This is a genomic window from Arthrobacter sp. AFG20, from assembly GCF_002892795.1.
GTDB lineage: Bacteria > Actinomycetota > Actinomycetes > Actinomycetales > Micrococcaceae > Arthrobacter.
In genome coordinates, this window is the sequence record NZ_PJMC01000001.1 from 279,467 (window position 1) to 300,540 (window position 21,074).

At 67.2% G+C, this 21,074-nt stretch carries 20 protein-coding genes and 3 tRNA genes; 15 read left to right on the top strand and 8 right to left on the bottom strand.

Annotated elements, in window-relative coordinates:
* Nucleotides 1-1,152, bottom strand: a complete 1,152-nt coding sequence (locus CXZ05_RS01195; RefSeq protein ID WP_102970790.1) for a winged helix DNA-binding domain-containing protein — start codon at nt 1,150-1,152, stop codon at nt 1-3.
* Between the two features lie 225 nt (nt 1,153-1,377).
* On the opposite strand from CXZ05_RS01195, the gene CXZ05_RS01200 reads away from it, so the two are divergent.
* Nucleotides 1,378-2,028 carry an alpha/beta hydrolase gene (locus CXZ05_RS01200; RefSeq protein WP_102970791.1) on the top strand — a complete coding sequence of 217 codons (651 nt, stop codon included), beginning with the start codon at nt 1,378-1,380 and terminating at the stop codon, nt 2,026-2,028.
* Between the two features lie 22 nt (nt 2,029-2,050).
* Here the strand turns inward: CXZ05_RS01200 and CXZ05_RS01205 are convergent, their stop codons facing one another.
* Complete coding sequence (locus CXZ05_RS01205) at nt 2,051-2,284, bottom strand: RNA-binding S4 domain-containing protein (protein ID WP_102970792.1); 234 nt, start codon at nt 2,282-2,284, stop codon at nt 2,051-2,053.
* A 33-nt stretch (nt 2,285-2,317) separates the two neighbouring features.
* On the opposite strand from CXZ05_RS01205, the gene CXZ05_RS01210 reads away from it, so the two are divergent.
* The 3 genes from CXZ05_RS01210 to CXZ05_RS01220 all read left to right on the top strand — a co-directional run bounded on the left by CXZ05_RS01210 (nt 2,318) and on the right by CXZ05_RS01220 (nt 5,846).
* Nucleotides 2,318-3,340: a DMT family transporter gene (locus tag CXZ05_RS01210; protein ID WP_102970793.1), complete on the top strand. Its 1,023-nt coding sequence runs from the start codon at nt 2,318-2,320 to the stop codon at nt 3,338-3,340.
* 155 nt (nt 3,341-3,495) lie between these two features.
* On the top strand, nt 3,496-4,881 hold the full coding sequence (locus tag CXZ05_RS01215) for a glycine--tRNA ligase (RefSeq protein ID WP_102970794.1): 1,386 nt from the start codon (nt 3,496-3,498) through the stop codon (nt 4,879-4,881).
* A gap of 2 nt (nt 4,882-4,883) precedes the next feature.
* A complete protein-coding gene (locus CXZ05_RS01220) occupies nt 4,884-5,846 on the top strand; it encodes a GNAT family N-acetyltransferase (RefSeq protein ID WP_102970795.1) in 963 nt (320 codons plus the stop codon).
* A 70-nt stretch (nt 5,847-5,916) separates the two neighbouring features.
* Here CXZ05_RS01220 and CXZ05_RS01225 read toward each other — a convergent pair whose 3' ends face one another.
* From CXZ05_RS01225 to CXZ05_RS01235, 3 genes are read right to left on the bottom strand one after another with little or no spacing between them, the layout of a single operon-like run.
* Nucleotides 5,917-6,729, bottom strand: coding sequence for a 1-acyl-sn-glycerol-3-phosphate acyltransferase (locus CXZ05_RS01225; RefSeq protein ID WP_102970796.1), 813 nt, complete (start codon nt 6,727-6,729; stop codon nt 5,917-5,919).
* A gap of 17 nt (nt 6,730-6,746) precedes the next feature.
* Nucleotides 6,747-7,547, bottom strand: a complete 801-nt coding sequence (locus CXZ05_RS01230) for a DUF1295 domain-containing protein (RefSeq protein ID WP_102970797.1) — start codon at nt 7,545-7,547, stop codon at nt 6,747-6,749.
* A gap of 42 nt (nt 7,548-7,589) precedes the next feature.
* Nucleotides 7,590-8,351 carry an alpha/beta hydrolase gene (locus CXZ05_RS01235; protein ID WP_374754610.1) on the bottom strand — a complete coding sequence of 254 codons (762 nt, stop codon included), beginning with the start codon at nt 8,349-8,351 and terminating at the stop codon, nt 7,590-7,592.
* Between the two features lie 53 nt (nt 8,352-8,404).
* Between CXZ05_RS01235 and CXZ05_RS01240 the strand changes: the two genes are divergently transcribed.
* From CXZ05_RS01240 to CXZ05_RS01265, 6 genes are all read left to right on the top strand, one after another.
* On the top strand, nt 8,405-9,832 hold the full coding sequence (locus CXZ05_RS01240) for a YibE/F family protein (RefSeq protein WP_180987212.1): 1,428 nt from the start codon (nt 8,405-8,407) through the stop codon (nt 9,830-9,832).
* A gap of 80 nt (nt 9,833-9,912) precedes the next feature.
* Entirely contained in the window at nt 9,913-11,094 is a 1,182-nt protein-coding gene (gene dusB, locus CXZ05_RS01245; RefSeq protein ID WP_102970799.1) for a tRNA dihydrouridine synthase DusB, read from the top strand.
* Nucleotides 11,078-12,391 carry a deoxyguanosinetriphosphate triphosphohydrolase gene (locus tag CXZ05_RS01250; protein WP_102970800.1) on the top strand — a complete coding sequence of 438 codons (1,314 nt, stop codon included), beginning with the start codon at nt 11,078-11,080 and terminating at the stop codon, nt 12,389-12,391. The genes dusB and CXZ05_RS01250 overlap by 17 nt, the downstream gene beginning before the upstream one ends.
* A 73-nt stretch (nt 12,392-12,464) precedes the next feature.
* Entirely contained in the window at nt 12,465-14,396 is a 1,932-nt protein-coding gene (gene dnaG / locus CXZ05_RS01255; protein WP_102970801.1) for a DNA primase, read from the top strand.
* 111 nt (nt 14,397-14,507) lie between these two features.
* Nucleotides 14,508-14,580: transfer RNA gene (locus CXZ05_RS01260), tRNA-Asn, on the top strand.
* Nucleotides 14,581-14,705: 125 nt separating this feature from the next.
* Nucleotides 14,706-14,778 (top strand) — tRNA-Asn (locus CXZ05_RS01265).
* Nucleotides 14,779-14,855: 77 nt separating this feature from the next.
* On the opposite strand, the gene CXZ05_RS01270 is transcribed toward CXZ05_RS01265, so the two are convergent.
* From CXZ05_RS01270 to CXZ05_RS01280, 3 genes are all read right to left on the bottom strand, one after another.
* The gene (locus CXZ05_RS01270) at nt 14,856-15,263 is read right to left on the bottom strand and encodes a hypothetical protein (protein WP_076798221.1); all 408 of its coding nucleotides are present in this window, start codon (nt 15,261-15,263) and stop codon (nt 14,856-14,858) included.
* 95 nt (nt 15,264-15,358) lie between these two features.
* The gene (locus tag CXZ05_RS01275; protein WP_102970802.1) at nt 15,359-15,538 is read right to left on the bottom strand and encodes a hypothetical protein; all 180 of its coding nucleotides are present in this window, start codon (nt 15,536-15,538) and stop codon (nt 15,359-15,361) included.
* A gap of 34 nt (nt 15,539-15,572) precedes the next feature.
* On the bottom strand, nt 15,573-16,793 hold the full coding sequence (locus CXZ05_RS01280) for a multidrug effflux MFS transporter (RefSeq protein WP_102970803.1): 1,221 nt from the start codon (nt 16,791-16,793) through the stop codon (nt 15,573-15,575).
* Between the two features lie 178 nt (nt 16,794-16,971).
* Here CXZ05_RS01280 and CXZ05_RS01285 point away from each other — a divergent pair, with 178 nt between their 5' ends.
* The 5 genes from CXZ05_RS01285 to CXZ05_RS01305 all read left to right on the top strand — a co-directional run bounded on the left by CXZ05_RS01285 (nt 16,972) and on the right by CXZ05_RS01305 (nt 20,963).
* Nucleotides 16,972-17,853 carry a phage holin family protein gene (locus CXZ05_RS01285; protein ID WP_102970804.1) on the top strand — a complete coding sequence of 294 codons (882 nt, stop codon included), beginning with the start codon at nt 16,972-16,974 and terminating at the stop codon, nt 17,851-17,853.
* Between the two features lie 55 nt (nt 17,854-17,908).
* Entirely contained in the window at nt 17,909-18,532 is a 624-nt protein-coding gene (locus CXZ05_RS01290; RefSeq protein WP_102970805.1) for a CDP-alcohol phosphatidyltransferase family protein, read from the top strand.
* Entirely contained in the window at nt 18,532-19,440 is a 909-nt protein-coding gene (locus CXZ05_RS01295) for a DMT family transporter (RefSeq protein WP_102970806.1), read from the top strand. Before CXZ05_RS01290 ends, CXZ05_RS01295 begins: the two co-directional genes overlap by 1 nt.
* A gap of 106 nt (nt 19,441-19,546) precedes the next feature.
* The gene (locus tag CXZ05_RS01300) at nt 19,547-20,743 is read left to right on the top strand and encodes a glycosyltransferase (protein ID WP_102970807.1); all 1,197 of its coding nucleotides are present in this window, start codon (nt 19,547-19,549) and stop codon (nt 20,741-20,743) included.
* 146 nt (nt 20,744-20,889) lie between these two features.
* A tRNA-Ile gene (locus tag CXZ05_RS01305) sits at nt 20,890-20,963 on the top strand.
* The last annotated feature ends 111 nt before the right edge of the window (nt 20,964-21,074 follow it).

Here is a 21,074-nt window from a genome sequence, read left to right on the forward strand (position 1 = left end):
TCAGGTGCCCGCCGGAACCCGGACTGTCAGCATGCCGAGGAAGTCCCCGTACCCGGCCACTGCCACTTCCAGCGCATTTTCCAGCTCCTGTCCGAGCGGCCGGGAGAGCCGGATGTCCAGTTCGCAGCGGTGCACATCCGACCCCCGCCGGACGAGGGAATGCCGCCAGGAGCCCGCCATTACCCCGTCGAGCAGGACCACGTGCATGGGATTGTCGCCAAAGGGATACGCTGGCGCGGTTCCGCCGAAATAGTGCCGTGAGACCGAATAGCCCATGATGTATTCGTCGTAGCACTGGACCAGGTCGATCTGCGGCTGGCGTAGGTTCTCGCCCCGACGCTGCGCCTCCCCGCCAGACTCCGGCGGCCGGAGATAGAACTCGGCGCCGTCGAAGCTGGCGGCAACGATTCCGCCCGGAGCGATCTCGTCCGCCAGCGCCAGCCCCTCGCGCACATCAGTCATCGTGAGTCCGGACCAGTCCGCGCAGTCCCGGACGGTGGCCGGCCCGCGGCTCCCGAAATACCTCAGCGCTAGGGCGGCCAACGATTCCTCCCGCGAGGGCACGGCGGGCGGGGCGGCCACCGCCACGCGCTCATCGAACGAGGCGTACGTCTGCCGCAGCGCACCGCCGGGACTGCGGACGGGAGCACCGCTCACCAGCACCCCGTTGATCTCGGCATGCATGATCAGGTATGCAAGGGCGAGTCCCTTGACCGGGAAGCCCGCACCCTGCAGCCTGGCAGCGAGCTGCTCACGGGTGAGGTGCACCCCGCCTGACACCGCTTCCGCCAGCACGTCGTCGCTGCGGTACGCTGCCGCACCGTCGATCCCGGTCCTGCGGTACGTGCCGCCATTCGCCTGGTGCAGCCGTGGTGCGGACAAGGCCCGGAGCCACGGCAGGTCATCGCGGTGCACAAAATGCCAGGTGGGCCGCAGGATGTGGGTCCGGAGGATCCGTCCGTCGGCAACTGCCTGCTCCACATCGGCGGCCGTCGCGCCGGTGGTCCGCTGGGCCAGCGACCAGCGCGCATAGGGGAACTCCTGCGCCTGGACCGCCAGCAGGTTTTTCAGGGCATCCTCCGCCGTGGCGGCCCGCGGCTCCCTCAGCTGCTGGCCGGCCAGCCGGGTCCGCAGCACCTCATGGGGTTCCATGCCCGACGCCGCTCCTCACCTTTGGCAGTTCAGTCAGCCTTAGCAGTTCAGTCACCTTGGCGGTCCGGCCGCCTAACCGAGCCCCACGGGGCCCCCGGACCGAACACGGGTTCCGGCGTCGGCGTGATGGTGGGTTCGGTTCCGCTCACCTTCCCATCCTGTACCGGCACCGCGCGGCTGCGCCACCGTAGGTTGTTGCCAGCGGGTAACTGTAAGAATGGAGCCATGACTTTAGCCGACTCCTTTCCTGCCCCCGTTGTTCTGTGGTCCAAGCCTGAGGAAGCTAGGGCCGGCAAGCCACTGCTCGTCCTGCTGCACGGCTACGGCGCGAACGAGCAGGACCTCCTCAGCCTGGCTGACATGCTCCCGGACGAGTTCACGGTTGCATCGGTCCGCGCACCCATCGCCATGGGGCCGGGTTTTTCCTGGTTCCCGCTGACCGGCTCGATCGAATACTCCGTCGACGCCGTCAAGGACGCGTCGGCGTACGTGCTGGACTGGCTGGACACGGTCAAGGCCAACCACCCGTCCGTCACCCTTCTCGGCTTTTCGATGGGCATGGCCATGGCCACCACGCTGCTCCGTCAGCGGCCCGCTGACTTTGCCGCCGTCGTCGGACTTTCAGGTTTTGTGGTTAACGCGGAGTCCGACGGCGAGTTCCGCGACGCCGAGCTGGACGGAACAGTGCCGCTGTTCTGGGGCCGGGACCAGCAGGATCCGGTCATCACGCCCGACAAGATCGACTACACGATGGGCTGGGTGCGCAAGCACGTGAAGCTGACCAAGGTCCTCTACACCGGCATGTGGCACGGCATCAACGCCCAGGAGATCGGGCACGTGTCCGAGTTCCTCACCCACGAGGTGCTGAACAAGTAAGCCCCTTTTAGCGAAGCAAGCTTTACGTCTGGGGGGCGCTGACCCGGACAGTCTGACCGTTCACGGTCACGGTGTCCCCGTTGTGAAGCTGCCGGCCGCGCCGGTCATCGATCTCGCCGTTGACCTTGACCAGGCCGTTCTTGATCAGCTCCGTGGCCTCCACGCCGTCCTCCACGAGGTTGGCGAGCTTCAGGACCTGTCCCAGGCGGATCATGGTGTCGCGGATGGTGATCTCTTCGAATTCCGGGTTGCTCATACCAGTAATGATGCCTGACGTAAGGTGAAACCAATGACTCATGCACCCCGGCTGCCCCTTGCCGTGGGCCTCCCGATGGCCGTGGCCTCCGGCCTTGCCATTCCCGTCCAGGGGCGGATCAACGGGGCCCTTGGTGAACGCCTCGGTGACGGCATCGCCGCAGCCGTCGTCAGTTTCAGCACCGGGCTGATCGTGATGGTCATCGTGTCCCTGCTTGCTCCGCGCGGGCGCGCCGGCCTCGCCCAAATCCTGCCCGCCCTGCGGGAACGCCGCTTCCCGCCGTACTACGCGCTCGCCGGCGGCATCGGCGCCTTCTTCGTGTTCGCGCAGTCCTTCACCGTGGGGCTGCTGGGCATCGCCCTCTTCACGGTGGCAACCGTCACCGGACAGACACTCAGCGGCCTGCTCGTGGACCGCCTGGGCATCGGTCCGGCCGGCAAGAAGTCCGTGACCGGCATCCGCGTCATCGGCTGCATCCTCACCATCGCGGCCGTCTCCTGGGCAGTGTCACCCCGGTTCGCCGGCGGCGCTGCAGGCGCGGCAGGTGCGGCCGGTGCGGCCGGCAGTGCGGCGGGCGGCGGGGCGGCCGACCCCGCAGCACTGCTGCTGCCGGTCATCCTGCCGGTTCTCGCCGGCTTCCTCATGAGCTTCCAGCAGGCAATGAACGGCACCGCCACCGTGCACTACGGCACCCCGATCGCCGCCACGCTGGTGAACTTCATCGCGGGCACCTGCGTGCTGTGGGTTGCCTGGTCCATCAAGGTGGCCGTCGCCGGGCCTGCCAACCCGCTGCCGGGGGAGTGGTGGTACTACCTCGGCGGGCCCATGGGCTGCGTGTTCATCGGTCTCGGCGCGCTTCTTGTGCGCAGCCTCGGGGTGCTGGTGACGGGCCTCGGCATGATCGCCGGCCAGCTGCTGGGGTCGCTCGGCCTGGACCTGCTGGCGCCCACGCCGGGCACCGTGGTGGAGGCTGCCACGGTCCTGGGGACCCTGCTCACCCTCGCGTCCATCGTCGTGGCCACCCTGCCCTGGCCGCGGGGTGCCTTTCGAAGGTGATGGGGCGCCGTCCGGGAGCAGCGCCCGGTAGGCTAGGTCTCGCAGCTTCCTGCACTGTTTTCCCTTTCCCACGCCCCCGCCCGGCATCCAGCCGCGGTCCAGGGCCACAGACACCGCGGACCGCACCCAGCGGCCCTGTAGAAATTGGAGTTCCCATGGCAGCAAAATCCGTCCTCGACCAGGTCATTTCCCTTTCCAAGCGGAGAGGTTTCGTTTTCCAGGCCGGCGAGATCTACGGAGGCTCGCGTTCCGCTTGGGACTACGGACCCCTCGGTGCCGAGCTGAAGGAAAACATCAAGCGCCAGTGGTGGCAGTCCGTGGTGCGCGGCCGCGAGGACGTGGTGGGACTGGACTCCTCCGTGATCCTGCCCCGACAGGTATGGGAGGCCTCCGGTCACGTGGACGTCTTCTCCGACCCGCTCGTCGAGTGCCTCTCCTGCCACAAGCGCTACCGTGCCGACCACCTCGAAGAGGAATACGAGGAGAAGAAGGGCCGGCCCGCCGAGAACGGCCTCAAGGACATCGCCTGTGCCAACTGCGGAACCCGCGGCGAATGGACCGAGCCGCAGGAATTCTCCGGCCTCCTGAAGACCTTCCTGGGCCCGGTGGCCAGTGAGGAAGGCCTGCACTACCTGCGCCCCGAAACCGCGCAGGGCATCTTTGTGAACTTCAACAACGTGCTCACCACCTCCCGGAAGAAGCCGCCGTTCGGCATCGGCCAGATCGGCAAGTCCTTCCGCAACGAGATCACGCCCGGAAACTTCATCTTCCGCACCCGTGAGTTCGAGCAGATGGAAATGGAATTCTTCGTGGAGCCGGGCACGGACGAAGAGTGGCACCAGTACTGGATGAAGGAGCGCATGTCCTGGTACACCGGCCTCGGCATCCGCGAGGAGAACCTGCGCTTCTTCGAGCACCCGCTGGAAAAGCTCAGCCACTACTCCAAGGGCACCACGGACATCGAGTACCGCTTCGGCTTCCAGGGCTCCGAGTGGGGCGAGCTGGAAGGCATCGCCAACCGCACCGATTTCGACCTCTCCACGCACGCCAAGGCCTCGGGGACGGACCTCAGCTACTTCAACCAGGCCACCAACGAGCGGTTCACCCCGTACGTGATCGAGCCGGCCGCCGGCCTGACCCGGTCCTTCATGGCGTTCCTCATCGACGCCTACACCGAGGACGAGGCCCCCAACGCCAAGGGCGGCGTGGACGTCCGCACCGTGCTCAAGCTTGACCCGCGGCTCGCCCCGGTCAAGGCTGCTGTTCTGCCGCTCAGCCGCAACGAGGACCTCTCCCCGAAGGCCAAGGACCTGGGCACCCAGCTGCGCAAGAACTGGAACATCGATTTCGACGACGCCGGGGCCATCGGCCGCCGTTACCGCCGCCAGGATGAGATCGGCACCCCGTTCTGCATCACCGTGGACTTCGACACGCTCGAGGACCAGGCGGTCACCATCCGTGAACGCGACACCATGAGCCAGGAACGCGTGTCCCTGGACAAGGTGGAGGGCTACCTGGCCGCACGGCTGATCGGCGCCTAGCCGTGGCGATCCAATACCGCGAATGGCGCGAGGGCGACGACCTCGCACTGCTGGAGGTCTGGGGCGACCCGGAAACCGACCAGGCGGGCCAGTTCCGCGGCACCCTCGCGCCCTCCGGCAACGTGCCGTGGCGGCGCTGCATCGTGGCCGAGGACGTCGTCGACGGCGTGGCCATTCCGGTTGCCGCCGGCGTGGTCCACGAGGCCAGCCTGCACCCGGAGCGGCTGTGGGTGTACGTCGAAGTGGCCCGGGACCACCGCCGGTCAGGCATCGGTTCCACGCTGCTCATGATGCTGCGCCGCGAGGCGGAAGGGTCGCCGTCGGGCGTTACCCGGCTGCGCTGCAAGGTGGAGCCGGGCACCACCGGTGCCGCCTTCGCGGAAGCTGCGGGGCTCACCCCGATCCAGCACACGCGGCTCGTTGTGGTGGAGCCGGCGGCCCTGAAGCTGCCGGTCTTCGGCGACGGTTCCGAGGAAGCGGCGTCGGAGCGCATCCAGGACCTGGCTACCGGTTCGGTGGAGCTGTCCGACGTCGTGGGCCGGTACTACTCGTCCGTCCACGGCTGGGACAGCCCGGGCGAACTGGGCATCGGCACTGTGCAGCGGCTGTTCCTGGATGAGCTCAGTGGAGCGCATGGCGCGATCGTGCTGCGCGCACCGAAGGCCAGCGCTTTCGGGTCAGGCGTGCCGGCAACCCGCAAGGGCAGGATCCAGGCCTTCGCGATCAGCTATGCGCAGGGGAATTCCGATCACCCCTCCGATGTGTTCGTCGGCCACGAGCCGGAGCTGGACCCCGACGAGGCCCAGGCCGCGGTCCGCGACCTGCTGGCACTCATCGCGTACCAATACCCGGTGCTCATGGAAGTGGACGATTCGATGACAGCGCTGCGCACCGTCGTCGAGCCCCTGATGGAAGCGGGCAAGGCCCGCCGCCAGGGCTCCGAGACGTTCGTCGTCTCCGACTGACCAAACCAGGTAGCAGCCCCAAGTAAGTCTCAGATCAGGGCGTTCCCGGCATTGGGAACGCCCTGATCTGCTACTCACGTGGGTGTTCCGGGGCCGCTGTGGTTCGGGAAGTACGACGGCGGTCCCTCGCCAGGTCGGCGGCATCGAGGCTTTGGCGTTCCGCCTCTGAGATGGCACCGCCGCCGAGGTCCGCCGGCATCCACCAGTCGCCGGGCTGCGCCGCCACGGGAAAGCTGGCGATGGCGGCGTCGATTCCCGTCTGGAGCGTCCTGCGGAGCCGGGCCGTTTCAGCCTCGGCGTCGCTGCCCGCAGCCAAATGCACCGGCTCGCCGATGTGCACCCGGACCGGCGCGCGGCGGATGCGGTGCAGCGGAAGGCCGTTGCCGCGGGTCAGGATCCGGTGGGCACCCCAGACGGAGACCGGAATGAGCGGCACTCCCGCCTCGGCTGCCATCCGAACGGCCCCCGTTTTGCATTCGCGGACCTTGAAGCTGCGGCTCACGCCGGCCTCCGGCATGACGGCCAAGTAGTCGCCGGCACGCAGCCTGGCCACGGCGTCGTCGTACGCCGCAGATCCCGAACCGTGGCGCACCACCACCTGGCCCGCTGCGCTGATGAATGGACCCGCGAGCCAGTGGTCCGCGGCTCCCTGGTGGATCATGAACCGCAACTGCCCGCGGTTGTGCGCCCAGAACACCAGCTCGGCGGCGGCGAAGTCCAAATAGCCGAAGTGGGTGATAGCTACGACGGCACCGGCTTTCCCGTCCGGCAGGTTCTCCTGTCCCGTCACTATCAGGCGGATCCGGAACAGCCACCGCAGGAACAGACCCGTCCGCACGAGGAGGCTATAGAAGCGGTTGCTGGCAGCTGGGGTCCAGGACATAGGGTTCCTGCCGCCCTTCAGTGCCGCCGCGGCGGCCAGGGGATAAAGCCGCTGGTGGACTGCACGTAGTCACGGTAGCCGGGGCGGCCGGACATGGCCTTCTCCGTCAGCGGCTTCCCGGTCTTGGCGGTCAGCGTCCAGATCATCAGTGCAGGGGAGAGGATGGTCAGGACGCCGGGCCAGGAGTCCGCCGCGATGAGGAACAGCCCGGCCCAGACCGCCGCGTCGCCGAAGTAGTTGGGGTGCCTCGTGTAGCGCCACAGTCCGGTGTTGAGGACGGTTCCCCTGCGGGCGGGATCGTTCTTGAACTGCTGCAGTTGCCGGTCGCCCACGGACTCAAAGACGAACCCGGTCAGCCACACAGCCGAACCCGCCACGGCGAGCAGCCCCAGCGGACCGGTGGCGAACATGCCCACCTGGATGGTCAGCGAGACGAAGAACATCACGAGGCCCTGGGGCAGGTAGACGCGGCGGAGGGCGTAGGCGTTCCGGGACCCGCGTGCTCCTCGGAGCAGCGCCACGTAGCGGGGGTCCTCATGGCCGCCGCGCGCACGGCGGCCGATGTGCGTGCCGAGCCGGATTCCCCAGATGCCTGTCAGAAGCAGCAGGAGTACCCGCCTGCCGCTGTCGCCCTCCGCGGCCGAGAGGACAAACGCGATCACCGCAATCACAACGAAGCCCGGCCCCCATGCCACGTCCATCACCGAATGCCGCGCTTGGCCTACGGCCACGGCATAGGTGACGGCGAGAACCAGCACCACGCCCAGCCCCGTCCATGGCAGGCTGGCCACGAACGCCTCCAGCGGAAACGGGCTCATGGCAGTGGTCGCCTCACAGTAACTCTCGCAGGACACAAATTCTTAGAGGACAAGGGGCAGTGCCTCGCCGGACGGGGGGAGCACCCTGTCCAGGGCTGCGGCGGACGCGGAGGGCCCTGCCCCGGGAACTCCGGTCCGTTCCAGGAAGGCCTTCATCAGGAACCCGGTGGCCAGCCTGTGCCACAGCCGGACCCGGCGGAACATGAAGTGTCCGGCGCCGCGGAGCGAGACGTACCGCATCTCCGCCGCGCCCGGTGCCGCGCGCCGTGCGAACCGCAGTGAAGCCGACGGACTCGTCCACCGGTCCTCGTCGCCGTGCACGATCAGGACTTTTCGTCCGGTGACCGCAGAGACGGGAGTGGCATCATCGAGCCACGGAGCCAGCGCCACCACGGCGTCCACGTTCGGTTCGTCCGCCGCGCAGATCGCGGTGAGGCCGCCCATCGAATGCCCCAGCAGGTAGATGGGCACGCCGGGGTGCTCCGCGCGGATCCTTGCCAGCGCCCAGCGCGCATCCTTCAGCGGGGTCATCTCCTCGCCGTTCCAGCCGCGCACGCTGTTCCGCAGGACCCAGACCTCCAGGCCGTGCTTTTTGCCGGCACCGTGCAGGTGGCGGGCGAACGGGACCATCCGCGCCGGGCTCAGATGCCGGGCCTGGACGGGCTCAAAGCTGTGCGACTTGCCGCCATGCAGCACCAGGGCAACGCCGCGGGTGGGACCGGACGGGGCCAGAACCGTCAGCACCGCTTCGTTGTCAGTTCGGTGTTGGCTCACTGCTACATCCTCCGACGCTTCGTCGTTCATTTATCAACCCTATGGCGGCCGCCGTAGAGTTCAAGCATGAGGTTTAGCTGCTGATGGGCGCAGGTCACTCCCACGGTCACACAGGGCATTCGGAGCCAACCGCTGAAGCGATGGCCGCCCGCAGGAAAGCAAACAGGATTCTGGCTGCGGTGCTAATCCCGCTGACCCTGCTGACCCTTGCGGGCATGGCGGCTCTCTGGCCCTCGGGCAGCAAGGAAGGCCTGACCCTGGCCAACCCGTATGCCGCGGCCCCGGGGGTCACCTTCGACACCGGGCGGATCCAGCGGGTGGTCACCGAGAGCTGCACTCCGGCGTCAGCAGCAGACAACACGGCCCAGGACGGCACAGCCCAAAGCAATACGGACGGCGGCTCGCAGTGCACCTTCGCGTTCACCGAGCCCGACAAGGGCGGCAACCCGGTCAAGGTGGTGATCAACCCGGACATCGCCAAGTCGCACGGGGTGAAGGTGGGCGACAACATCCGCTACCTGAACCTGTCCCACGCCCAGGCGGCCGCCACCGGAGCCGATGCCCCGGCGGCCCAGGGGTCGCCGTCGTACATTTTTGTGGACTTTGTCCGCACCATGCCGATCATCCTGCTCGCCATTCTCTACGCCGCCGTGGTGGTGGCCGTGGCGCGCTGGCGGGGGCTGCGCGCCCTGATTGGCCTCGTCGGCGCCTACTTTGTGCTGGGCAGCTTCATGCTCCCGGGCCTCGTGGAGGGCAAGCCGCCGCTCCTGCTGGCCCTGGTTGGTTCGACGGTGATCATGATCGGGGTGCTGTACTTCGCGCACGGATTCTCGGCGCGGACCTCGACGGCGCTGCTGGGCACCATTTTCGGGCTGGGCATCACCGCGCTGCTCGCAGCCTGGGCCACCGACGCGGCGAACCTCGCCGGCGTGGGAAGCCACGACGCCGCCACGCTCGTGAACATCTCGGACAGCATCTCCATCTCCGGCATCATCCTGTGCGGCCTCATCATCTCCGGGCTCGGCGTGCTGAACGACGTCACCATCACCCAGTCCTCCGCGGTGTGGGAACTGTATGAACTCGCGCCCAACACGAGTGCACGGAAGCTGTTCTCCTCGGCCATGCGGATCGGCCGCGACCACATCGCCTCCACCGTGTACACCATTGCCTTCGCCTACGCCGGCGCCGCCCTGCCCATCCTCATCATCGTGATGCTCTACAACCGGCCGCTGGGGGAGGCGCTGACCAGCGCCGAACTGTCCGAGGAGGTCATCCGCACGCTGGTCGGCTCCATCGGCCTGGTCCTGGCGATTCCGGTCACCACGCTGATCGCCGTGCTGGTGGTCAAGGCCACGGGCGTCCGGTCCGGCGGCCATGCCGCCATAACGGCCGACGACGTCGACGACACCGGCGCGCTCGCGGCCGCCGCGGCGGTGGCTGGCCGGGAACGTGGCCAAGCTGACGCGCCGCCGGCGACCCGGCGGGGACGGCGTGCGGCGCAGCGGGATTAAATGGACGCGGAATTGCGTGCCGGCATCTGCATCCCGCCCGGAATTCTGCCCGATTTGCCCGCCTTTGAGACAATGGACGGGTGACTGTTGTAGCAACGCCTCCCGCCCCCCGGCTGGAACTTCCGCCGCTGAAACTCGGCCCCATCACCGTGGACACCCCGGTGGTGCTCGCCCCCATGGCCGGAATCACCAACACCGCCTTCCGCAGGCTCTGCCGTGAATATGGCGGAGGGCTGTACGTGGCGGAGATGGTCACCTCCCGTGCCCTCGTGGAGCGGACGCCGGAATCGCTGCGGATCATCTCGCACGACGACGACGAGAAGGTCCGGTCCGTCCAGCTCTACGGCGTGGACCCCGTCACCGTGGGTGCGGCCGTCCGCATGCTGGTGGAGGAGGACCGGGCGGACCACATCGACCTCAACTTCGGCTGCCCCGTGCCCAAGGTCACCCGGCGCGGCGGCGGTTCGGCACTGCCCTGGAAGATCGACCTCTTCACCGCCATCGTCCGGACCGCCGTCCGGGAGGCCTCCAAGGGCGGCATCCCGCTGACCATCAAGATGCGCAAGGGCATCGATGATGACCACCTGACGTACCTCGACGCCGGCCGGATCGCGCGCGATTCCGGTGTTGCCGCCGTCGCCCTGCACGGCCGCACGGCGGCTCAGTTCTACTCCGGCCAGGCGGACTGGTCCGCCATCGCCCGCCTGCGCGAGGCCCTTCCGGACATTCCGGTGCTGGGCAACGGCGACATCTGGTCCGCCGAGGACGCCGTCCGCATGGTCCGTGAAACCGGAATCGACGGCGTCGTCATCGGCCGCGGCTGCCAGGGAAGGCCCTGGCTGTTCGGCGACCTGCAGGCTGCGTTCGAAGGCAGCGACCAGCGGCACCGGCCCGGCCTGCGCGAGGTGGCCGAGGGCGTCTACCGGCACGCCGAGCTCATGATCGAAACCTTCGGCAACGACGAATACAAGGCGCTGCGGGAGATCCGCAAGCACATGGCCTGGTACTTCAAGGGCTACGTGGTGGGCAGCGACCTGAGGACGAAACTGGCCACCGTGCCCACCCTCGAAGTGCTCCGCGAACTGCTGGACCAGCTGGACATGGACCTGCCGTATCCCGGCGTCGACTCCGAAGGGCCCCGGGGACGCGCCGGCTCGCCCAAGAAACCGGCCCTGCCCAAGGACTGGCTGCTGAGCCGCCAGCTGAACGAGGACCAGTCACGGGACATCGCCGCGGCGGAACTGGATGTGTCCGGTGGCTGAAAGCCGGCTGGCGGAAGCCCGCACCACCCCGCAGGCGCTGCCGGGCTATGAAGCCCGCGACACCGCCCGCTGGGTGGAGGAGCCGCCCAAGAGCACGTACCGCTCCGACTTCGAGCGCGACCGTGCCCGCGTGCTGCACTCCTCGGCGCTGCGCAGGCTCGGCGCCAAGACGCAGGTGGTGGCCCCGGACACTGACGACTTTGTCCGCACCCGGCTGACGCACAGCCTCGAAGTGGCGCAGGTGGGCCGGGAACTGGGCCGCGCCCTCGGCTGCGACCCCGACGTGGTGGACACCGCATGCCTCAGCCATGACCTCGGCCACCCGCCGTTCGGGCACAACGGTGAATCGGCGCTCAATGAGATGGCCCACGCGATCGGCGGCTTCGAGGGCAATGCCCAGACCCTGCGGCTGCTCACCCGGCTGGAACCGAAGGTGCTCGACCCGGAAGGCAGGCCGGCCGGCCTGAACCTCACCCGGGCCAGCCTGGACGCGGCAGCGAAGTACCCGTGGTCCGCCCTGGACGCCCCCGTGATCCACGGCCAGCGCACCAGTAAGTTCGGTGCGTATGAGGACGATCTGCCCATCTTCAACTGGATCCGGGAAGGGGCCCCGGAACGGCGGTCCTGCCTCGAAGCCCAGGTCATGGACCTGGCGGACGACATCTCGTACTCCGTGCACGACGTTGAGGACGCGATCGTGGCCGGGCACTTCCAGCTGCGGTGGATGGACAACCCGGACCACCGGGCGCGCGTGGTGGGCTACGCCAAGCAGTGGTACCTGCCGCACAACGATCCTGCCGCCATCGACGCCGCCCTGGCACGGCTGGAAGCCACCGACGTCTGGGTGCGCGAGGCGGACGGCAGCCGCAAGTCCATGGCGGCGCTGAAGGACATGACCAGCCAGCTCATCGGCAGGTTCTGCCAGAGCGCGCTGGAAACCACCCGCGCCGTCTACGGCCCGGCGAACCTGACCCGCTACAACGCCGAACTCATGGTCCCGGACGAGACCGTTCTGGAGATCGCCGTGATGAAGGGCCTGGCCACCACCTTCGTGATGACCACTGACCACCGGCAGCCCATCTACGAACGCCAGCGCGAGGTGCTCCACGCCCTGGTCACGGCGCTGAACGCCTCCGGGGACCGCCACCTCGAACCCATGTTTGCGGCGGACTGGCGGGAAGCTCCCGACGACGGCGCCCGGCTCCGCGTGATCATCGACCAGGTGGCATCGCTGACGGACGGCTCCGCGCTGGCCATGTACGAACGGCTCGTGGGCAGCCTGCCGTCCCTGTGGTGAGATTGGACGCACCAGTCCATAAACGGTGGCAACCCGGGCTCGTCCCGGGTGGGCCAAGGACTAGGATTGCTTCGTGGCTGGGCTGATTAAACGGGAAGATATCGATGAAGTCCGCCAGCGCACGGACATCAAGGAAGTCGTCGACGGCTACGTCACGCTCAAGGGCGCCGGCCTCGGCTCGTACAAGGGCCTGTGCCCCTTCCATGACGAGCGCTCGCCGTCGTTCACCGTCCGCCCGCAGGTGGGCCGCTACCACTGCTTCGGCTGCGGCGAGGATGGCGACGTCATCTCGTTCGTGCAGAAGCTGGACCACACCTCCTTCCACGAGGCCGTGGAAAAGCTGGCAGCGCGGATCGGGTACGAGCTCCGCTACGAGGACGGCGGCACCGGACCCAGCCGCGAGGAAGTCGGCAAGCGCCAGCGGCTCCTCGACGCCCACAAAATCGCCGACGAGTTCTTCCGTGCCCAGCTGCTCACCGCCGGCGCCGCAGAGGGCCGGAAATTCCTCCAGCAGCGCGGCTTCGACCGGGCAGCAGCCGACCACTTCGGCGTCGGCTACGCACCCCAGGGCTGGGACGCGCTGCTCAAGCACCTGCGCGGCCGGGGCTTCACCGATCCGGAACTGAAGCTCACCGGGATGTTCTCCGAAGGCAACCGGGGCATCTACGACCGGTTCCGGGGCCGCCTGATCTGGCCCATCCGGGACATCGCCGGCGACACCATCGGCTTCGGCGCCCGCAAGCTCTACGAGGACGACCAGGGCCCCAAATACCTCAACACCCCGGAAACCACGCTCTACAAGAAGTCCCAGGTGCTGTACGGGATCGACCTTGCCAAGCGGAACATCGCCAAGGACCGGCAGCTGGTGGTGGTGGAGGGCTACACCGACGTCATGGCCTGCCACCTCGCGGGAATCCCGACGGCGGTGGCCACCTGCGGCACGGCGTTCGCCGCCGACCACATCAAGATTGCCCGCCGGCTGCTGTCCGACGACGGCACCGGGGGAGAGGTCATCTTCACCTTCGACGGCGACGCCGCCGGCCAGAAGGCGGCCCTGCGGGCCTTTGAGGAGGACCAGCGCTTCGTGGCCCAGACCTACGTCGCCGTCGAACCCACCGGGGCCGACCCCTGCGACCTGCGCCAGACGCGGGGTGACGCCGCCGTCCGCGACCTGATCAGTTCCCGGCGCCCGCTCTTCGAATTCGCCATCCGTGCCACGCTGCGGCGGCACAACCTGGACACCGTGGAGGGGCGGGTTGCCGCACTGCGGGAGTCCGCCCCCGTGGTGGCCCAGATCCGCGACGCCGGGCTCCGGCCTGGCTACGCCCGGGAACTGGCCGGGTGGCTGGGAATGCCCATTGAAGACGTCACCCGGGCTGTGGCGGCTGCCGCCAAGCGCGGGGCTCCCGGGGCGCAGGGGGCGGGTGCGCAGGGGTCCGGCTCAGCCGGTTACAACCCAGCCCCGGGGAGCGGCCAGAACGTGCCCGGCGTAGCTGCGCTCCCGCCGTCGGGCGTCCTTCCATCCTTCCACCGTCCCGACCCCCGGGACCCGGTGGCGTCCATGGAGCGGCAGGCCCTCGAGGTGGCGCTGCAGGAGCCGGCGATGCTGGGTGGTGCGGCCTGGGAGCGGTTCGTCACCGCCAGGTTCGCCACGCCCGCCTACCAGGCCATCCACGACGCCATCCGCGCCACGGCTCCAGGCTTCTCCGGCGATGCCGTGCAGTGGGTGGAAGCGTTGCGGCAGGAGGTTCCCGAGCCGCTGCAGCCGCTGGTTTCGGAGCTCGCCGTGGTGCCCCTGCCTGCGAACACCGCCGAAGCGGTACAGAAGTACTGCCGGGACATCCTCGCCAGGCTGTTCGAGCTGCAGATCACCCGCATTAAGGCGGACAAGCTGGGGCAGTTGCAGCGGCTCGATGCCTCTGCCCACCCTGAGGAGTTCCAGCAGCTGAACCGCGAGCTCATGATGCTCGAAATGGAGCGCCGGTCGCTGCGCTCCGATGCCTAGGTTGCGCCAGGCGGCGCCGCCAGGGCCGGGCCGCCGGGACGGGTCGACGGACGGCAGAGACGCCGATTTCGTTTCCGGGCAGGGTGTTTGCTAGGCTAGTACCCGCTTCATTCCTCCTTAGCTCAATTGGCAGAGCATTCGACTGTTAATCGAAGGGTTGCTGGTTCAAGTCCAGCAGGAGGAGCGCACAGTCCCCGTTCCGGGTTCCGGAACGGGGACTTTTTTATACCCGGGAGGGGTATTTGTGCCCAGTATTGGCGCCGATTTCCCATTGCGGCAGAACGTTTGCTAATGTCATACCTGCTTCATTCCTCCTTAGCTCAATTGGCAGAGCATTCGACTGTTAATCGAAGGGTTGCTGGTTCAAGTCCAGCAGGAGGAGCGCACAGTCCCGCGGTTGGCCCTAGAGCCGGCCGCGGGACTTTTTTGTGTCGTCAGGGTTACCCGCGCCGGGCGGCGTCACACGAAATCCATTTCCACCTGGAGGAAGCGCTCTGCCTCGGCTATGGCGGCTTCAAACGCTTCCCGCTCCGTGGGGGACTTCCGCGGCTCGCGGGGGTGCCACTCGTGGGGCGAGGAGTGCACGCGCGTGAAGCCGCCGTCGGGCGGGGCATAGAAGATGCCGAACCGCTGGACGGGCCATTCGGGAGAGGTCTCGGGGGCCACCAGCAGGGCAGCATTGAAAGCCGGATTGAACCACTGGGCTATGGGCCGGCGCCGGTCCTCGGTGAAAAGTCCCGCCGCATAGAGCGCTGCCGACTGCGCACTGGTCTGGGTGCACAGCCGGTCCCACCACAACGGCAGAATGCCGGAGTCGCACCGCTGCCACGTGGCCGGAAGCGGGGGATGATCCTGCCAGTGGGGCACGTAACAACTTTATCGCGCAGGTACCCCAGCGAACAGATGGCCTGGCGTGGATCGCCCCGGGCCGGAGGTACGGCGCGGCCTGGGGGATGCGGGGGTCAGGGCCGGTTCCACGGTCCCGGATTGACCCGGTACAGCAGGGCGGAGCCGACGACGGCGCCCACCAGGATGCCCAGCGCCGCGTTGCCCATCATCCTGCCCGCGAAGAAGCCGGCCACGGCGCCGAGGATGGCGCCGAGGAACAGTCCTCGGCCGTTGCGGTGGGGTTTGCGGGTCATGGTGCCAGCCTACCCGGCGTGACCGCAAGGGAACTCAGTGGATGGAAGGCACTGTCCGGGGCCGGACCACAAGCCACAGGGCGGCCGCTGCGAGGAAGATGCAGCAAGCCTGGACCGCGCCCATGGGTGTGGCGGAATTTCCTCCCAGCCACCCGACGACGGGGGAGATGATGCCGGCCATCAGGAAGGTGGACGCGCCGAGCAGGGACGCAGCGGTGCCGGCCTGCGCCCCGTGGCTGGCCAGGGCCAGGACCTGCACGCAGGGGAAGGTGAACCCGGTGCCCAGGATGTAGAACCACAGCGGAACCATGACGCCCCAGAGCCCGAACCCCAGCTGGTCGAACACGACGATCAGCACGGCCATCAGGAACATCCAGGCCGTGGAGCAGGCCAGGATCCACTGCGGCGGGACGCGCCTTATCAGCCGGGAACTTGTCTGGACCCCCGCAACGATGCCCAGCGAGTTGATGCCGAAGAGCAGGCCGTACTGCTGGGGGGAGAACCCGAAGACGTCCTGGAACAGGAAAGGGGAGGCCGAGAGGTAGGTGAACAGGCCACCGAAGTTCATTCCGCCCAGCATCAGCAGTCCCACGAAGATGCGGTCGGAAAAGAGCACACCGTACCGCTGCCGGGCCGTCAGGCCGGACTGGCCCCGCTTCTCCCGCGGCAGCGTCTCCCGGACCAGCACGACGGCGGCAAGGATCACCGCCGTGCCGTAGCAGGCCAGGAACACGAAGATGCCCGGCCACGGCATGACCAGGAGCAGCTGGGACCCAATAACGGGCGCCAGGATGGGCGCGAGCCCGTTGACCAGCGCCATCCGGGAGAACATCCGGACCATGGCGTACCCGCTGAACAGGTCGCGGACCATGGCCATCGCCACCACGCCGCCGCCGGCTGCGCCGATGCCCATGAGGACGCGGAACAGGCCCAAGGTCGCGATGTCGGTGGAGAGCGCCGCGCCCAGCGAGGCGGCGATGTGCACCGCGGTGGCCAGGATCAGCGGGAGCCGGCGGCCGAACTTGTCGCTGAAAGGACCCACCACCAACTGCCCCAGGGCAAAGCCGACAGTGGTGCCGGTCAGGGTGAGCTGGACGGCAGCCTCCGAGACGTTGAGGCTCGCTTCCAGGGCGGGGAAGGCGGGCAGGTAAAGGTCCACGGTGAACGGCCCGAGGGCGGTGAGGGCGCCGAGTAGAAGGATGTACAGGAATTTCTGCCGGCGGCTGAGGGCATCGCCCGGGTTGGTGGTGGTCACAGAGAACCATCCTAGGGCTGACAGATCAGACTTTTACAGCGTTGGAGGGCTCGCCGTGGCTAATTCCAGAAGTTCAGGCTGACCCTGAATGATAGTTTTGTCAGCGGGGGCGCGCGGACGCACCGGAAACCCCCGCAGCAGCGAAAAATTCGACGACGGAACCAGTAAGGCGGAACCTATGAGCGGGCGTCACAGCGGGCGGACCAACCAAGGACTGCGTATCACTGCGCTGCCAAAGACAGTGAAACTGGCCCTCAAACTTGCGCCGCGCCAGCTCAATGATGAGATCGCCCTGGCCAAGATCGAAGCGAAGCGCAAAGGCAAGCAGCTTGGGGTCGCCGGAGCCTTCTTCGGCGTGGCCGCCGTTTTCCTGGCCCTGCTGGTCACCGGCCTGATCGTCGCGGCCATCATGGGGCTGGCCACCATCATGCCGGCCTGGCTGGCTGCACTGCTGGTCAGCGCGGTCTTCCTGCTCATAGCGCTGATTGGCGGGCTCATCGGACTCCGGAAGTTCAAGCGCGCCATGCCGCTGATTCCGGAGGACACGGTCCGCGGCCTCAAGCATGACCTGGGCATAGCCAAGGAGGGCTCGGACTTCGACGCCGCCGTGCTTGATCCCAACTCGCCCAAGGCCAAGGCCGCAGCGGAGGCCAAGGCTGCCGAGAAGGCCAGGGCCAAGGCTGATAAAGAAGCCAAGAAGGCGGCTGAAGCCGTGGACGTTCCCGTGGCCACCGAGCCTGAACTCCGCCGCCGGCTAAAGCAGCGCCGTGAACACCTGACCGGCGTGCGGGACGAGCTTGGCGAGGAACTGGACGTCAAGACCCAGGCCCAGGCCCTGCTCGGCGTCGCGAAGCACCGCGCCGCGGAGGGCAACGAGAAGTTCCAGGAGGCGCGCGAGCGTGCCGCCGAACGCTTCGCCGCCCTGTCGGCATCGGCCCGCTCCGGGGCTTCGGAGGCCTCGCTGCCCGGCCAGTTGGAGGCCCGCTGGAAGCCGCTGCTTGCCCTCGCAGCCTCAACCGCCGTCCTGTTCGCCCTGCTGCGGAAACTCTTCAAGAGCTGAGCCTTGCCCTGAACGAAGACTGTAAGAGGCCGCCGGCCGTGGAGAGAGAGGCCTGATGAGATTCATCGGCGCTGGTTCCCGTCCCGGCCGCCCGCATGTCGATCGCGATCTGGTCTTTACCGTCCCCAACCTCCTTACGGTACTGCGCTTCATGGGCGTGCCGATCTTCATCTGGCTTGTGCTTGCCCAGAAGGAGTACGGATTGGCCGTGCTGGTGTTGGCCATCATGGGCAGCACGGACTGGGTGGACGGCTACGTCGCCAGGCGGTTCAACCAGGCCTCGAAACTGGGGCGCGTCCTGGACCCCATCGCCGACCGGCTGGCCCTGATAGCCGTTGCGGTCACCCTGGTGATCGCCGGCGTCGTGCAGTGGTGGTACCTGGCAGCGCTGGTGGTTCCCGATGCCGTCCTGCTGGGCATGTCCCTGTTCTATTTCCGCAGTCACCCCGACCTTCCCGTCAGCCTTGTGGGCAAGGCCCGCACCGGCCTGCTGCTGCTGGGAACTCCGCTCCTGGTGCTGTCCAAGCTGTCCATTCCGTTCGCCGGAGCATGGTTGGTCGCGGCATGGGTGGTTCTGGGGCTGGGGCTCGTTGGCCACTGGATTGCTGCCTACAACTATTTCTGGGCGATCCGGCGCAAAGGGAAAATGCAGACGGCCGACGACGGCGGGAACGGCTGATGGTCTGGGTTGCGGTTTTGCTTGCGGTCATGGGCGCCTTTTGCCTGGCCTTCGGTGCCCAGCGCCAGGGCAGTGCCGTCAAGGCGGACACCGGGGGACTTGCGCTGAGCTCCAACGGTTTCCTGCGCCTCCTGCGGAACCCGCGGTGGGTCTTCGGCCTCCTCCTGCTCTGCATGGGCATGGCGATGAACTCCGTAGCACTGGTCACGGCACCGCTCACCGTGGTGCAGCCCATTGGCGCCATCGCCCTGGTGGTCACCACCGTGGTCAATGCCAAGGACCAGGGGCTGAGCATCAACCGCGCCACCGTGGTGGCGATCACCCTGTGCGTCACGGGATCGGCGCTGTTCGTCCTGCTGGCCGTCAACGTCACCCAGGAGAGCCACCACGTCACGCCTGAGGACGAACTCACCGTCGTGCTGCTGCTGTCCCTGGCGGTGGGCATCTTCGGCAGCCTCGCCGCCATGTTCAAGAACCGCATGAGCGCGTTCATTTACATCCTGGGTGCCGGCATCCTGTTCGGCTTCGTGGCCGTGCTGACGCGGATCATCGGCAAACACCTGCTGGACCCGAACGGCCTGTTCCTGCTGAACGTGCCTTGGTATTCAGTGGTGGCCATCGCGGCGGCCGGGGGGCTGGGATCCTGGTTTGTCCAGAGCGCGTACTCCACCGGTCCGCCCGATCTGGTGATTGCCGGCCTCACCGTGGTCGACCCCATCGTGGGCATCGCGATCGGCATCACGATCCTTGGCGAGCTGCGCCCCGATGTCCACGCCGTCCTGGCGATTGCCATGGGTACGGCGGCAACCCTTGCTATCGTGGGGGTAATCGCCCTTTCAAGACACCATCCCGAGGTCACCAAACGGAAGAAGGATGTTCGGAAGGCCACGGGCAGGGCGCCCCACTAGCCGGTTTTACTGCGGACCAGGCAAGAATGTGCCGGTGCATCATGTGCCGGCACCGGCCGGTGTGGTCAGCCGCAGCCGACCACCATGACCACCAGGAGCTTTCTACGTGACCATGCCTGACGCCCAGCGTCCACTGACCATCCTCATCGCGGCGGATACGTATCCGCCCCACGTTAACGGGGCCGCCCAGTTCGGCTATCGGCTGGCCAAGGGCATGACGGCACGCGGACACAACGTCCACGTGCTGGCCTGCCGGCAGGACAAGGGTAAGAGCTTTACGGAGTTCCGCGCCGAAGCCACTGTCCACCGCCTCCGCTCGCACAGCGTTTTCACGCACGAATACTTCAGGGTCTGTTTCCCTTGGGAGATCAAGAAGGAAATCAGCCTCCTGTTCGACAAGGTCCAGCCGGACGTGGTGCACATCCAAAGCCACTACATGATCGGCGAGCACGTCCTGTATGAGGCTGTGAAGCGCGGCGTCCGCATCGTCGCCACCAACCACTTCATGCCGGAGAACCTCAACCCGTTCCTGCCGTTCCCGCAGTGGTTCAAGGACATCATCGGAAAGATCTCCTGGCGGGACATGGGGAAGGTGATGGGCCAGGCGGACGTCGTCACCACTCCCACGCCGCTGGCGGCCAAGGCGATGCACCAGCATGCCTTCCTGCGCAAGGTGCTGCCGCTGTCCAACGGCATCGACTCGGCAGCATACGAGCTCAAGCCTGACGAGGTCATTGAGCCACATGAACACCCGACCGTGCTGTTTGCCGGGCGGTTGGCTGAGGAGAAGCACGTTGACGTGCTGATCAAGGCGGTGGCGGACACGCCTGCCGACTTGAACGTCCATCTTGAAATCGTCGGTGGCGGCGAGGTACGCCCGTCACTGGAGGCCCTGGTAGAACGGCTCGGACTGCAGGGCCGGGTGAAATTTTTGGGCTTGGCCAGTGATGAGGAACTGCGTAAGGCCTACATCCGGGCCGACCTGTTCTGCATGCCCGGTACAGCTGAACTTCAGTCGCTGGTCACGCTGGAGGCCATGTCGGCATCAACGCCCGTCCTGCTGGCGGACGCCATGGCCCTTCCGCACCTGGTGCGCGACGGCGAAAACGGCTACCTGTTCACGCCGAATGACAGCGCGGACCTCGCAGCGAAAATCACCCGGATTCTCCGCCTGCCGGCCGAAGAGCGGAAAGCCATGGGCGACGCCAGTCGATGCATGGTGGAACCGCACAGCATCCAGGGAACCCTGCAGACGTTTGAGGACCTCTACTTAGGGGCGAACTACGAGGACAAGGTCGTCTAGGGTTCAGGCCGTCTGAAGCCTCGCCGTGTCTGCGGTGGTCTAAAGCCCTTCGCCGGTTTGCTAGAGTGAATCTGCCCCGCCGACGACGGGCCCTTCCCGGGCCGGCGCTGGCCGGGCGCACCTCCCGGTATGCGGGGCCGGTGCACGGGGCTATAGCTCAGCTGGTTAGAGCGCGGGACTCATAATCCTAAGGTCCTCGGTTCAAGTCCGAGTAGCCCTACCTTCAGAGCCCTGATCTGCGTTTACGCGGATCAGGGCTCTTTCCATTTTCCGCACTGCTGGGATATGTTACTGGTCAGTAACTATCCTGCCGGCGTCGTTTGTTCCATAG

What these genes read in the sequence shown, in the direction of transcription:
- CXZ05_RS01195 (WP_102970790.1), bottom strand. Translation starts at nt 1,152, where the DNA reads ATGGAACCCCATGAGGTGCTGCGGACCCGGCTGGCCGGCCAGCAGCTG.
- CXZ05_RS01200 (WP_102970791.1), top strand. Translation starts at nt 1,378, where the DNA reads ATGACTTTAGCCGACTCCTTTCCTGCCCCCGTTGTTCTGTGGTCCAAG.
- CXZ05_RS01205 (WP_102970792.1), bottom strand. Translation starts at nt 2,284, where the DNA reads ATGAGCAACCCGGAATTCGAAGAGATCACCATCCGCGACACCATGATC.
- CXZ05_RS01210 (WP_102970793.1), top strand. Translation starts at nt 2,318, where the DNA reads ATGACTCATGCACCCCGGCTGCCCCTTGCCGTGGGCCTCCCGATGGCC.
- CXZ05_RS01215 (WP_102970794.1), top strand. Translation starts at nt 3,496, where the DNA reads ATGGCAGCAAAATCCGTCCTCGACCAGGTCATTTCCCTTTCCAAGCGG.
- CXZ05_RS01225 (WP_102970796.1), bottom strand. Translation starts at nt 6,729, where the DNA reads ATGTCCTGGACCCCAGCTGCCAGCAACCGCTTCTATAGCCTCCTCGTG.
- CXZ05_RS01230 (WP_102970797.1), bottom strand. Translation starts at nt 7,547, where the DNA reads ATGAGCCCGTTTCCGCTGGAGGCGTTCGTGGCCAGCCTGCCATGGACG.
- CXZ05_RS01235 (WP_374754610.1), bottom strand. Translation starts at nt 8,351, where the DNA reads ATGAACGACGAAGCGTCGGAGGATGTAGCAGTGAGCCAACACCGAACT.
- CXZ05_RS01240 (WP_180987212.1), top strand. Translation starts at nt 8,405, where the DNA reads ATGGGCGCAGGTCACTCCCACGGTCACACAGGGCATTCGGAGCCAACC.
- CXZ05_RS01250 (WP_102970800.1), top strand. Translation starts at nt 11,078, where the DNA reads ATGTGTCCGGTGGCTGAAAGCCGGCTGGCGGAAGCCCGCACCACCCCG.
- CXZ05_RS01275 (WP_102970802.1), bottom strand. Translation starts at nt 15,538, where the DNA reads ATGACCCGCAAACCCCACCGCAACGGCCGAGGACTGTTCCTCGGCGCC.
- CXZ05_RS01285 (WP_102970804.1), top strand. Translation starts at nt 16,972, where the DNA reads ATGAGCGGGCGTCACAGCGGGCGGACCAACCAAGGACTGCGTATCACT.
- CXZ05_RS01290 (WP_102970805.1), top strand. Translation starts at nt 17,909, where the DNA reads ATGAGATTCATCGGCGCTGGTTCCCGTCCCGGCCGCCCGCATGTCGAT.
- CXZ05_RS01295 (WP_102970806.1), top strand. Translation starts at nt 18,532, where the DNA reads ATGGTCTGGGTTGCGGTTTTGCTTGCGGTCATGGGCGCCTTTTGCCTG.